Annotated in this window: 10 protein-coding genes and 1 pseudogene; 10 read left to right on the top strand and 1 reads right to left on the bottom strand. The window is 67.8% G+C overall.

Annotation, left to right across the window (positions count from 1 at the left end; translation table 11 throughout):
* Positions 1 to 106 precede the first annotated feature (106 nt).
* Both BLU84_RS26715 and BLU84_RS27285 read left to right on the top strand, forming a co-directional pair.
* Complete coding sequence (locus BLU84_RS26715) at positions 107 to 946, top strand: hypothetical protein (protein ID WP_139175130.1); 840 nt, start codon at positions 107 to 109, stop codon at positions 944 to 946.
* Between the two features lie 46 nt (positions 947 to 992).
* Entirely contained in the window at positions 993 to 1,394 is a 402-nt protein-coding gene (locus tag BLU84_RS27285) for a hypothetical protein (protein WP_083382871.1), read from the top strand.
* 104 nt (positions 1,395 to 1,498) lie between these two features.
* Here BLU84_RS27285 and BLU84_RS19245 read toward each other — a convergent pair whose 3' ends face one another.
* On the bottom strand, positions 1,499 to 1,978 hold the full coding sequence (locus BLU84_RS19245) for a tRNA (cytidine(34)-2'-O)-methyltransferase (RefSeq protein WP_074871396.1): 480 nt from the start codon (positions 1,976 to 1,978) through the stop codon (positions 1,499 to 1,501).
* Between the two features lie 225 nt (positions 1,979 to 2,203).
* On the opposite strand from BLU84_RS19245, the gene BLU84_RS19240 reads away from it, so the two are divergent.
* From BLU84_RS19240 to BLU84_RS19205, 8 genes and pseudogenes are all read left to right on the top strand, one after another.
* The gene (locus BLU84_RS19240) at positions 2,204 to 5,077 is read left to right on the top strand and encodes a M16 family metallopeptidase (protein ID WP_074871393.1); all 2,874 of its coding nucleotides are present in this window, start codon (positions 2,204 to 2,206) and stop codon (positions 5,075 to 5,077) included.
* A 171-nt stretch (positions 5,078 to 5,248) separates the two neighbouring features.
* Positions 5,249 to 5,551: pseudogene (locus BLU84_RS19235) on the top strand (DUF4156 domain-containing protein); the annotation flags it as partial.
* 270 nt (positions 5,552 to 5,821) lie between these two features.
* Positions 5,822 to 6,844 carry a 3-oxoacyl-ACP synthase III gene (locus BLU84_RS19230; RefSeq protein ID WP_074871033.1) on the top strand — a complete coding sequence of 341 codons (1,023 nt, stop codon included), beginning with the start codon at positions 5,822 to 5,824 and terminating at the stop codon, positions 6,842 to 6,844.
* Positions 6,845 to 7,205: 361 nt separating this feature from the next.
* Complete coding sequence (locus tag BLU84_RS19225; protein WP_074871031.1) at positions 7,206 to 7,451, top strand: hypothetical protein; 246 nt, start codon at positions 7,206 to 7,208, stop codon at positions 7,449 to 7,451.
* 212 nt (positions 7,452 to 7,663) lie between these two features.
* On the top strand, positions 7,664 to 8,287 hold the full coding sequence (gene bacA, locus BLU84_RS19220) for a biofilm formation regulator BacA (RefSeq protein ID WP_074871029.1): 624 nt from the start codon (positions 7,664 to 7,666) through the stop codon (positions 8,285 to 8,287).
* The gene (locus BLU84_RS19215; protein ID WP_074871026.1) at positions 8,287 to 8,991 is read left to right on the top strand and encodes a PspA/IM30 family protein; all 705 of its coding nucleotides are present in this window, start codon (positions 8,287 to 8,289) and stop codon (positions 8,989 to 8,991) included. Before bacA ends, BLU84_RS19215 begins: the two co-directional genes overlap by 1 nt.
* Positions 8,992 to 9,081: 90 nt before the next feature.
* The gene (locus BLU84_RS19210) at positions 9,082 to 9,765 is read left to right on the top strand and encodes a hypothetical protein (protein WP_074871024.1); all 684 of its coding nucleotides are present in this window, start codon (positions 9,082 to 9,084) and stop codon (positions 9,763 to 9,765) included.
* Between the two features lie 73 nt (positions 9,766 to 9,838).
* On the top strand, positions 9,839 to 11,887 hold the full coding sequence (locus tag BLU84_RS19205) for a flotillin family protein (protein ID WP_139175129.1): 2,049 nt from the start codon (positions 9,839 to 9,841) through the stop codon (positions 11,885 to 11,887).
* Positions 11,888 to 11,909: the final 22 nt, after the last annotated feature.

The following is an 11,909-nucleotide window of genomic DNA, read 5'->3' as shown; positions in this document are numbered from 1 at the left end:
CATGGAGCGATTTTTCCTTTCGCTGCGGATCGGCCGCGCGTGAAAGGGAGGCATGATTGCTTTTGTTAGAGTCGATTTCCTATTCGTTGGCGGTAGATCACGTGCGATGAAAAAGGTATTCATCGGCTTGGCCGTGTTGGTTGGGGCGGCACTGCTCTTGTTCTGGCTCCGCTCCGCTCCGGAAGCGGTCGTGCCGAGCCGCGGACCCGATCTCTCCGGCGCGCAGAGCGCGCAGGCGCAGCTTTCGGCCGGAAAGTCCGCATCCAACGCTCCTGCACACAGAGCCGTTGCGCGCCAAAAAGGTCCGTTCGCTGCGGACATGAACTTCGATGTTCCGGTGGGGGATGCAGCAAACGCTTACGCCAGACTGAAACCTCTTGCCGAGGCCGGCGATCGGCGCGCGGCCGTCGCGCTCTTTCTGAAGCTCGATGGTTGTCGGCAGCTGGCTACAACTCGGGATTCGATCGTCGAGAAAGGGCAGCGCGCTTCTGTTGACCCATCTAGCGCCTGGAGCGAATGCGAAAACCTTTCAAAAGAACAACTGGATTCGGCGCCCAAGTGGATAGAAGACGCGGCAGCCGCAGGCATGGTCGAGGCTCGGCTGATCTATGCGGCTCATCCTGAGCCGTTCATCGGCTCGCCGAGCGATGGACTGAGAAACATCGAGCGAATGTCTCAGTACAAACGCAGGGTGTTCCAGTATCTGACCGATTCAGCGTCGATGGGAAGCGTCGATGCGATGGTGGATCTCGCCGGATTGTACGGGCGTGGGGGGCTTGGAGATAAGGACGCTGTCAAGGCTTATGCCTACATGTATGCCGCCGAAAAGGCGCAGCCGAGTCCGACGGGCGTTTTGCAGCGATACGCTGCGGCGCTCGACGGCGATCAACTGAAACGGGGGAGGCAACAAGGTGAGGAAATCTATAGAGCGTGCTGCGGCGACTAAGAGACGTCGTATCGTCATTGCGCTTGCCGCGGTGGCGGCATTAGGGGTGTCGTCGATCCTGATCGCGGGCACCAGCTACAATGGGCCAATTATTTGCGATTCATGCCGCTTGGATCATCCGGTCCCGGATGCGACTACCAAGAAGGCCATCGACGACAACCTTCCCCTGATCGGTCTCATGCGCTGGGACGTGGGCGATGTTTTTATCGTGTGCAATACGAAAGAGTGCGCGCATTACACGGTAACCAGCGATTACTTGTTTTATTCCTTCAAGCCGAAAGAGCCGAGAACGCAGTCCAAGCCCCGCATGGGCGGTTCCGGCGGACCGGGCGGAGAAGGGGGTGGTGGTGGATCCGGTGGCGGCGGCGCGCCCAATCCGGGCGGAAGCGGTTGTGCGCCGAAGTGCACCGGCGGGACCGTCATCGTTCGTGAACCCGGTCGTACGTGATTTTGTCGAAAAACGCCTGGATTCGCTCCGAGATCGACACTCGGCAGTTGAGTCGGCAGGTCTCTGCAACCGGCGCTCGATCGACGCGGTCGCCTAGAACTACCTCACTGTCCACCCGCGTATCCAAACTGCCGCCAAGCCTCGAACACCACCACCGCCACCGTGTTCGACAGATTCAAACTGCGGTTGCCCGGCCGCATCGGCAGCCGCAAGCGTTGCTCCGGCGGCAGCGCGTCCAGCACCGCTTGCGGTAGGCCGCGGGTTTCCGGGCCGAACAGGAAGGCGTCGCCGGCGGCGTAGCGCGGGGCGTCGAAGCGTTCGCGGCCGCGCGTGCTCAGCGCGAACAGGCGCGGGGCCGCGCCCTGCGCCGCGGCGATCGCGGACAGCGCGGCGTCTAGGCTGTCGTGCACTTTGAGGCTGGCGTACTCGTGGTAGTCCAGGCCGGCGCGTTTGAGCTGTTTGTCTTCCAGGGTGAAGCCCAGCGGCGCGATCAGGTGCAGGGCCGCGCCGGTGTTGGCGCACAGGCGGATGACGTTGCCGGTGTTGGGCGGAATCTCCGGCTGGAACAGGATGACGTTGAACATCGCGCCATTATGCGGCCCGGCGTCGACGGCCGCGCCCGGGTCGCGCACCGGCGCCCACGTCCGCACCCGACCCGCACCCGCACCCGCACCCGCACCCGCACCCCGGAAGCGCAACGCCGCAGCGGGCCGCCACCCCACGTGACCGCCGGCCCATGCCCGGCGCGGCCGCGGCCGCCTAAGATGGCCGGTGGTCCGCCCATGGACGCCATCTCGACCGGAGCCGTCATGCCCCAGCTTTCCTCGTCCCGTCTTCCGCGCGCCGCCGCGCTCGCCCTGGCGCTCGCCGCCGCGCTGGCCGCGCCCGCCGCGGTCCTGGCCGCGCCGGCCGCCGCCGCCCGGCCCGCCGCCGCGGTCGGCATCGCCTACGAGGAGTTCACCCTGCCCAACGGCCTGCGGGTGATCGTGCACACCGACCGCAAGGCGCCGATCGTCGCGGTCAACGTCTGGTACCACGTCGGCAGCAAGAACGAGCAGCCCGGCCGCACCGGCTTCGCCCATCTGTTCGAGCACCTGATGTTCCAGGGCTCGGAAAACCATCGCGACGAATTCTTCGGCCCGTTCGAACTGGTCGGCGCCACCGACCAGAACGGCACCACCAACGTCGACCGCACCAACTACTTCCAGAACGTCCCGACCACCGCGCTGGACATGGCGCTGTGGATGGAATCCGACCGCATGGGCCACCTGCTCGGCGCGATCGACCAAAAGACCCTGGACGAACAGCGCGGCGTGGTCCAGAACGAGAAGCGCCAGGGCGAGAACCAGCCCTACGGCCGCCGCATCAGCGGCAAGCTCTACGAAGCGCTGTACCCGGCCGACCATCCGTACAGCTGGTCGACCATCGGCTCGATGGCCGACCTCGACGCGGCCTCGCTGGAGGACGTGAAGACCTGGTTCCGCAGCTGGTACGGCCCCAACAACGCAGTGCTGGTGCTGGCCGGCGACATCGACGCGGCCACCGCCAAGCAAAAGGCGCTGCGCTACTTCGGCGACATCCCCGCCACCGCCACGCTCAAGGACATGGCCACGCGCATCCCCCAGCGCGAGCGCGACACCGAGGAAACCATCGGCGACCGCGTGCCGCAGGCGCGCGTGTACCGCGCCTGGCCGGTCGCCCAGTTCGGCGCCGCCGACGGCACCGACCTGGGCCTGTTCGCGCAGGTGCTCGGCGGCAGCGCCGCCTCGCGCCTGGACGAGCGCCTGGTCCACCGCGACCGCATCGCCGACAGCGCCAGCGTCTCGATCAACGACGCCGAAATCAGCGGCACCCTGGTCGTGGTCGCCAACGTCAAGCAGGGCGTGGACCCGGCGAAAGTGCGCGCGGCCATCGACGAGGAAATCGCGCGCCTGATCGCGCAGGGCCCGAGCGCGGAAGAACTGGACCGGGCCAAGACCGCCAGCCGCGCCGAGTTCGTGCGCGGGATCGAGCGCATCGGCGGCTTCGGCGGCAAGTCCGACGTGCTGGCCCGCTGCGCGGTGTTCCTGGGCAAGCCCGATTGCTACCGCAACGAGCTGGCCGATCTCGACAAGGCCAGCATCGCCAGCGTGCAGGCGGCCGGGCGCAAGTGGCTGGGCAAGGGCTCGCACACCATCGTGGTGGTGCCTGGCGACAAGCCGGCCTCGGCGCTGCCGGAAACCGCGCGCGCCGCGCCGGCCGCCGCGCCCGCGGCGCTGCCGGCGCCGGATCCGCGCTTCAAGACGGTCAAGTCCGAGGTCGACCGCAGCCTCGGCGTGCCGAAAACCGCGAGCTTCCCGGCGCTGAAGTTCCCGCAGCGGCAGACCGCGACGCTCAGCAACGGCATGCAGGTGGTGCTGATCGAGCGCCACGAAACCCCGGTGGTGCAGTTGCAGATGGAATTCCCCGGCGGCTTCAGCGCCGACCTGGGCCGCAAGATCGGCACCGCCAGCTTCGCCATGGCCATGCTCGACGAGGGCGCCGGCGACTACGGCGCGCTGCAGCTGTCGGCGCGCAAGGAATCGCTGGGCGCCGAACTCAGCAGCGGCGCCAGCCTCGACGGCGCCAGCGTCGCCCTGTCGGCGCTGAGCGACAAGCTCGAACCCTCGCTGGACCTGTTCGCCGACACCGTGCGCCGCCCGCGCTTCGAAGAGGGCGAAATCGCCCGCGTGCGCGCGCAGTGGCTGGCCGGGATCAAGCAGGAGAAGGCGCGCCCGCAGACCGCGGCGCTGCGGGTGCTGCCGCCGCTGCTGTACGGCGGCGGCCACGCGTATGCGATTCCGTTCACCGGCACCGGCACCGAGGCCTCGATCGGCTCGATCCAGCGCGACGACCTGGTCGCCTTCCACCGCGACTGGCTGCAGCCGCAGCGCGCCCGCGCGATCGTGGTCGGCGACACCACCCTGGCGCAGATCGTGCCGCTGCTGGAAAAGCGCTTCGGCGACTGGAAGGGAGCGGCCGACGCGCCGGCGCTGCCGGCGTTGGCCGCGGTGGCGCGGCCGAAGGCGCCGCGGGTGTTCCTGGTCGACCAGCCCGGCGCGATCCAGTCCAACCTCTACGTCGGCGAGCTGATCGCGCCGACCGGCGACAAGAGCACGGTGGATTTCGACTTCGCCAACGGCGTGCTCGGCGGCGAGTTCAGCTCGCGCCTCAACATGAACCTGCGCGAGGACAAGCACTGGGCCTACGGTTCCTACAGCGGCTCGGGCAACGCGCTCGGCCAGCGCCCGTGGATCGCCCAGGCGGCGGTGCAGTCGGACAAGACGGTCGAATCGCTGGCCGAGCTCAAGCGCGAAATCGAAGCCTTCAGCAGCGGCAGCAAGCCGATCAGCGAGGCCGAAGTGGCCAAGGTCCGCGCCGCCAACACGCTGAGCCTGCCGGGCGCTTACGAAACCGGCGACGCGTTGCTCGGCCAGGTCGGCGCCGACCTGCGCTACGGGCGCCCGGCCGATTACATCCTGCAATACAAGGCGCGCAACGAGGCGATGACGCCGGCGCTGGCGCAGGCCGCGGCCAAGACGCTCGATCCGGCCGCGTTGACCTGGGTGGTGGTCGGCGACCTGTCCAAGATCGAGCAGCCGGTGCGCGCGCTCGGCCTGGGCGAGGTCAAGGTCATCGACAGCGACGGCAAGCCGGTGCGCTGAGCCCGGCCGCGGCGCCGGCGTCGCGGCGGCGCCTTGCAATGAGAGCGTGACATCGACGGGCCGCCCGCAGGGGCGGCCCGTTTTGTTTTCGCGGCCGTCGCGTTCCTATCGCGCTCAGCCGTTTCCGGCGACAATGCCGCCCGGTTCCAACCGCACTCATCGAGGTTCCGCATGCGCGCACCGGCAATCGTGTTCCTGGCTCTGAGCGTCTCGGCCTGCACCTGGGTCAACATGGCCCCCGGCGCGCAGGCGGTACGCGTGCTGTCCCCGGGCGCGGCGCCCGGCTGCGAGAAGCGCGGCGAGGTGCAGGTCGCGGTCAAGCACAACATCGCCTTCTACGAGCGCAACGAGCTGCGCGTGCGCGAGGAACTGGAAACCCTGGCGCGCAACGAAGCGCCCGCGTTGCAGGCCGACACCATCCAGGCGCTGGCCCCGCCGGCCGAGGGCGCGCAGCGCTTCGCCGCCTTCCGCTGCGGCGCCAATGCCCCGCGCACGACCGCCCCGGCCGCGCAAAACCCGGCTTCGGGCAGCGCCCAGACCTTCCCGATCGGCGGTTGAGCGCAAATCCAAACGCCGGCGTACGGCTTTTTTGCGGTGCAAAAACCGCTGTAAGTCACTGAATAAAAACAGAAATAACCCTTTCGGCTTGGTTCAGGTCCAGGCCCAGGCATGACCTTTGCTGGTGCATAGGGGGCACGAAGGCGCTAACCTGTCGCACTTTTCGCCTGCCAAGGGTTCGCGCCCATGCTGTTCCAACACGTAGCCATCGCCGGCCTCGCCCATGTCGACGCGCCGCGAAAGCTGACCACTGAGGAAATCAACGCCCGGCTCAAGCCGACGCTCGATCGCCTCGGCATCAAGGTGGACGTGCTGCAGAACATCGCCGGCGTACGCGAGCGCCGTCTGTGGGACGGCGAGGTCAAGCCTTCGGAAGCGGCCACCCTGGCCGGAGTCAAGGCGCTGGCCGATGCCGGCGTCGACGCCGACCGCATCGGCCTGCTGGTCAACACCTCGGTCAGCCGCGACTACCTGGAGCCGTCGACCGCTTCGATCGTCGCCGGCAACCTGCGCCTGGGCGAGAACTGCCAGAACTTCGACGTCGCCAACGCCTGTCTGGCCTTCATAAACGGCATGGACATCGCCGGCCGCATGATCGAGCGCGGCGAGATCGACTACGCCCTGGTCGTCGACGGCGAAACCGCGAACAAGGCCTACGAGAAGACCCTCGACCGTCTCTCGCGCGCCGACGTCACCGAATCGCAGCTGCGCGACGAAATGGCGACGCTGACTCTGGGTTCGGGCGCCGCCGCGATGGTGCTGGCCCGCGCCGAACTGGCGCCGGGCGCGCCGCGCTACCGCGGCGGCGTGACCCGTTCGGCCACCGAGTGGAACCACCTGTGCGTGGGCGACCTGCACCACGACCGCATGGTCGCCGACGGCCGCATGCTGATGATCGAAGGCCTCAAGCTCGGCCAGAAGACCTTCACCGCCGCGCGCGCCGCGCTGGGCTGGGCGGTGGAAGAGCTCGACGAATTCGTCATCCACCAGGTCAGCCGCGCGCACACCCAGGCCTTCCTCAAGGCCTTCGGCATCGACCCGAACAAGGTCATGACCATCTTCGGCGAACACGGCAACATCGGCCCGGCCTCGGTGCCGATCGTGCTGAGCAAGCTGCGCGAGATGGGCCGGCTGAAGAAGGGCAACCGGGTCGCGCTGCTGGGCATCGGCTCGGGCCTGAACTGCTCGATGGCCGAAGTGGTGTGGTGATCGCCGATTGAGCCGGGCGCCTCGCGGCGCCGGCTGCAAACGAGCGGGTCCGATGCGCGAGCATCGGGCCCGTTTTGTTTTGCGCGGTCGATGCGTGCGTTGCATTGGGTTTCGTCGCGGTTGCGTTGTCGCGGTCGCGGCTCGCGCCGCTCCTACAGTCGGATACGAAGCCGACCGAAGCCCCTGTAGGAGCGGCGCAAGCCGCGACCGCGACAACACGATTACGGCGAACCCATTCCCGCGCCGCTGCCCCGCTGTGCACCACGACGCCCGCACCGACCTTGCTATAGTCGATCCCATCACGCGCCGGCCGCGATGGCCGCCGCACCGGGACTTCATCATCCGCAACGGAGTTGCAACCATGGCCCAGCCCAAGAGCCACCTCGTGATCGCGCTCGCCTCGATCCAGGTCTTCACCAACGACGGCACCCTCGACGTCGCCGAGCTGCAGAACCTGCTCGACCTCGCCCTGCGCGATCAGACCATCGACGAGGACGAGAAGCGCGTGCTCGGCAACATCTTCAAGCAGGCCGAATTCGGCTCGCTGGATCCCGAAGTCCAGCGCCGCATCGCCGAAGCGCGCCAGCAGCACGGCATCCCCGCCTGACTTCCCGGCCGCGCCGCTCCTGCCCGCAGCCCCTATAGGAGCGGCGCAAACCGCGACCGCGCATCCACCCGCACCGACGCGGCCCTCCTGGCCGCTCCCAAGCCCTTGATCCGAAAGCACCGAAGGCGACTCAACCGCCTCGCCCCGCCGTTCGTCGGCTCTCACATGTGACATCTTGCCTGTGTCACATGTAATGACTTACCTTGGACCGCATGGAACGCCGATCCTCCGCCTACTACCAGCGCCGCCACCGCGAACGACTGCGCGAGAAAGGCCTGGTCAAGAAAGAGCTGTGGGTGCTGCCCGAGTTCGCCGACGAACTGCTGGCGGTGGAGAAGCGGATGCGGCAGCCGCGCGGTGCGGCGGCCGGGCGCGGACAGGTGGAGAGGGACATGAACGACGGCAAGGTCTGGACCGCGACGGGGCTGTACGACGCGCTGTGCCAGCTCGAGGAATTCGTCTACGGCGACTCGCAGATCGAACTGATCGACGGCGCCGAGCCGAGCCTGCACCTGGTCATGGCCGACTATGGCGACCTGCCGCTGTTCGTGGCCGTGGTCGGCGAGCAGATCGTGGTCGAGGCGCTGCTGTGGCCGGTCGCGCACGTGCGCGACGCCAACGCGTTCAACGAAGAAGTGCTGCGCACCCACAAGGTGTTCCCGCTGTCGACCATCGGCATCGAGACCCTCGCCGACGGCGAAGCGGTGTACATGATGTTCGGCGCGCTCAGCGCGTCGTCGTCGCTGTCGAACGTGCTTTATGAGATCGAAACCCTGGCCGACAACGTCATCAAGGCCACCGAGGCCTACGAGACGCAACTGCTGGAGGCGGCGTGATGGCCAAGCACGACGGCATCTGGAGCAAGCTGCTGACTTCGGTGCGCGCCGGCGCGCAGGAACTCGGCGAGGCCTGGGCCGATAGCCAGGCGCTGCGCATCCTCGACCAGGAAATCCGCGACTGCGACATCGACCTGCGCCAGTCGCGCGAATCGCTGGCGCATCTGATCGCGCGCCACACCCTGGCCGAGCGCGCGTTGGCGCAGCGCGCGGACAAGATCGCCGAGTACGAAGGCTATGCGATCAAGGCGCTGGAGTCGGGCGAGGACGCGCTGGCGCGCGAGGTCGCCGACAAGATCGCCGCGCTGGAAACCGCGCGCGGCGACGACGAAGCGCATCTGGGCCAGCTCGCCGCCAGCGTCGCCGAACTGCGCCGCGCGGTGGCGATGGCCGAAGGCAACATCCGCCGGCTCAAGCAGCAGCTCGACACGGTCAAGGCCACCGAAAGCATGCAGCGCGCGCAGGCCGCGGTCGCGCAGCGCTACGCCGGGCCGCACAACCGCCTGCAGACCGCGGTGGATTCGCTGGCCCGGATCAAGCTCAAGCAGGCCGAACGCGGCGCGCGCATGGAGGCGGCGGCGGAACTGGCGCGCCACGACAACGGCGATGCGTTGGAACGCAAACTGCGCGACGCCGGCATCATCGCCGACGAGGCCGGCGCCGAAGCGGTGCTGGCGCGGTTGCGGCAGAAGCTGCCGGGCTGAGCGCCCGGATCGATACGGCCGGTCGACATGGGGTCGGCCGGTTTCATGGAGGCGCCGCGGGCGATGCGGCAAGCGGGGGAGGGAAACGAAATGGGCGATTTCTTCAGCACGATCCTGACGTTGCCGACGGCGTTCTACACCGTCCTGCTCGGCGTGGTCGTGGGCTATTGGCTGCTGTCGGCGGTGGGGCTGGCCGGCGGCGAAATGATCGATGGATGGATCGGCGGCGACGGCCACGGCCACGGCGCGCACGGCCTGGGCGACCACACCCTGGTCGACGGCGCGCATCATCCGCAGCACGGCATCTTCGATCCGCTGATGCGCCTGGGCCTGGGCGGCATCCCGATCACCGTGGTGGTCAGCGTGATCGTGCTGGTCGGCTGGATCCTGACCTACTACGCCGACATCTACCTGCTGAGCCTGGTGCCGGGCACGCCGCTGCGCATCGCCGCGGGCGCTTTGATCATCTTCGTCAACTTCTGCCTGTCGCTGCCGGTCGCCGCGCTGGCGCTGCGGCCGCTGCGCAAGCTGTTGCGCAAGATGCAGCCCGGGCCGGCGCGGCCGATCCTCGGCCAGGTCGCGACCATCCGCAGCCCGGTCAACCGCGGCACCGGCACCGCCAGCGTCGAAGACGGCGGCGCGGGCCTGATCCTGCAGATCCGCGACGAAGACCCGCAGCGCTTCAAGCGCGGCGACCGGGTCGTGCTGATCGAATACCTCGAGGACCAGAACGCCTACCGCGCGGTCAGCGAGGACGAATTCCGCGGCGGCTGAACGCAGCCGCCCGCCAACGAACCGTCGCCGCCTTGTCGGCCGCGACATGCAGTCGTGTCATAGGGAGATGCAAATGGGCAACTTGATGATCGTCGGCGCCGCCATCGTCGTCGTCGTACTGATGATTTTCGTCATGCTGTTGATGTTCAAGGCCTTCTACATCAAGGTGCCGCAGGGCACGGCCTTGATCGTCAACGACATGTCCGCCACGCCGAAGGTGCACTTCACCGGTGCGCTGGTCTATCCGGTGATCTACAAGAAGGAGTTCATGAAGATCTCCTTGATCACCCTGGAAGTGGACCGTCGGGCCAAGGACGGGTTGATCTGCCGCGACAACATGCGCGCCGACATCACCGTCGCCTTCTACCTGCGCGTCAACGAGACCCAGCAGGACGTGCTCAAGGTCGCCAAGGCCATCGGCGTGGACCGCGCGTCCGACCGCACCGCGGTCAACGAGCTGTTCAACGCCAAGTTCTCCGAGGCGCTCAAGACCGTCGGCAAGCAGATCGAGTTCGTCAAGCTGTTCGAGAACCGCCAGGAGTTCCGCGACCGCATCATCGAGGTGATCGGCAACGACCTCAACGGCTACGTGCTCGAAGACGTGGCGATCGATTACCTGGAGCAGACGCCGAAGGCTTCGCTGGATCCGACCAACATCCTCGACGCCGAAGGCATCCGCAAGATCACCGAGCTGACCGCGGCGCAGAACGTCATCACCAACGAGCTCGAGCGCAACGAGCAGCTGGCGATCACCAAGAAGAACGTCGAGACCCGCGAGGCGATGCTGGCGCTGGAACGCCAGCAGGCCGACGCCGAGGCGCGGCAGAAGCGCGAGATCCAGACCATCCAGGCGCGCGAGCAGGCCGAGACCGCCAAGGTCCAGGAAGAAGAGCGCCTGAAGGCCGAGCAGGCGCGCATCGCCGCGCAGGAACAGATCGACATCCGCGAGCAGAACCGCCAGCGCGAAGTCGAAGTGGCGCAGCAGAACCGCCAGCGCGCGGTGGTGATCGAGGTCGAGAAGGTCACCCGCGCCAAGGATCTGGAAGTGGTCTCGCGCGAGCGCGAGGTCGAGCTGAACCGGATCGAGAAGGAACGCGCGCTGGAAGAGCAGCGCAAGGAAATCGCCAACGTCATCCGCGAGCGCATTGCGGTCGAGAAGACCGTGGCGCAGGAAGAAGAGCGGATCAAGGAAGTGCGCCAGGTGTCCGAGGCCGACCGCGCCAAGCAGGTCGCCGTGCTCGCCGCGCAGGCGTCGGCCGAGGAAGAGCTGGTGCGCCAGGTCAAGCAGGCCGAGGCCGACGAGACCGCGTCCAAGCACAAGGCGGTGGAGATGACCACGCTGGCTCAGGCCGAGTTCGAGGCCGCCGGCAAGACCGCCGAGGCCAAGAAGAAGCTGGCCGAAGGCATCGAGGCCGAGCGCGCCGCGCCGGGCCTGGCCGATGCGCGGGTGCGCGAAGTCACCGCGGCCGCGGCCGAGAAGGAAGGCCTGGCCAAGGCGCGCGTGATCGCCGAAACCATGGGCGCGGAAGCCAAGGGCGAGCAGGAAAAGGGTCTGGCGCAGGCGCGCGTGATCGAGGCGCAGGCCGAGGCCAAGCAGAAGCAGGGCCTGTCCGACGCCAAGGTGCTGGAAGAGAACCTGTTCGCGCAGGCGCGCGGCGAGGAGCAGTTGGGTGCGGCCAAGGCCAAGGCGACCCAGGCCCTGGGCCTGTCGGAAGCCGAGGTGCTGCTGCAGAAGTTCAAGTCCGAGGCCGAGGGCCTGGCGCAGAAGTTCGGCGCGCTGGATTCGCTCAGCGACCAGGCGCGCGCGCACGAAGAGTTCCGCATGCAGCTGGAAAAGAGCTTCGAGCAGGCGATCGCCGGGATCGAGGCCAACAAGGAAATCGCCAAGGAGCAGTCCGAGGTGCTGTCGGCCGCGCTCAGCAAGGCCAACATCGACATCGTCGGCGGCGAAGGCGCGTTCTTCGATTCCTTCGCCAAGGCGCTGTCGGTCGGCAAGGCGATCGAGGGCGTGGCCGGCAAGAGCCCGATCGTGCAGGACGTGCTGCAGCGCATCCTGGCCAAGGCCGAGACCAAGCCCGCCGGCGACAAGGCGGCCGACGGCGCCGCCGCGCTGGATTCCTGAGCGCGGCGCTCAGCCAGGGAAT

This window comes from Lysobacter enzymogenes (assembly GCF_900106525.1).
Taxonomy (GTDB): Bacteria; Pseudomonadota; Gammaproteobacteria; order Xanthomonadales; family Xanthomonadaceae; genus Lysobacter; species Lysobacter enzymogenes.
Note: the sequence above shows the minus strand (reverse complement) of the source record. Positions and strands in the feature narration are given on the sequence as shown.

Excerpts from the sequence above, each read along its gene's own strand:
- BLU84_RS26715 (WP_139175130.1), top strand. The coding sequence starts at position 107 with ATGAAAAAGGTATTCATCGGCTTGGCCGTGTTGGTTGGGGCGGCACTG.
- BLU84_RS19245 (WP_074871396.1), bottom strand. The coding sequence starts at position 1,978 with ATGTTCAACGTCATCCTGTTCCAGCCGGAGATTCCGCCCAACACCGGC.
- BLU84_RS19240 (WP_074871393.1), top strand. The coding sequence starts at position 2,204 with ATGCCCCAGCTTTCCTCGTCCCGTCTTCCGCGCGCCGCCGCGCTCGCC.
- BLU84_RS19230 (WP_074871033.1), top strand. The coding sequence starts at position 5,822 with ATGCTGTTCCAACACGTAGCCATCGCCGGCCTCGCCCATGTCGACGCG.
- BLU84_RS19225 (WP_074871031.1), top strand. The coding sequence starts at position 7,206 with ATGGCCCAGCCCAAGAGCCACCTCGTGATCGCGCTCGCCTCGATCCAG.
- bacA (WP_074871029.1), top strand. The coding sequence starts at position 7,664 with ATGGAACGCCGATCCTCCGCCTACTACCAGCGCCGCCACCGCGAACGA.
- BLU84_RS19215 (WP_074871026.1), top strand. The coding sequence starts at position 8,287 with ATGGCCAAGCACGACGGCATCTGGAGCAAGCTGCTGACTTCGGTGCGC.
- BLU84_RS19210 (WP_074871024.1), top strand. The coding sequence starts at position 9,082 with ATGGGCGATTTCTTCAGCACGATCCTGACGTTGCCGACGGCGTTCTAC.
- BLU84_RS19205 (WP_139175129.1), top strand. The coding sequence starts at position 9,839 with ATGGGCAACTTGATGATCGTCGGCGCCGCCATCGTCGTCGTCGTACTG.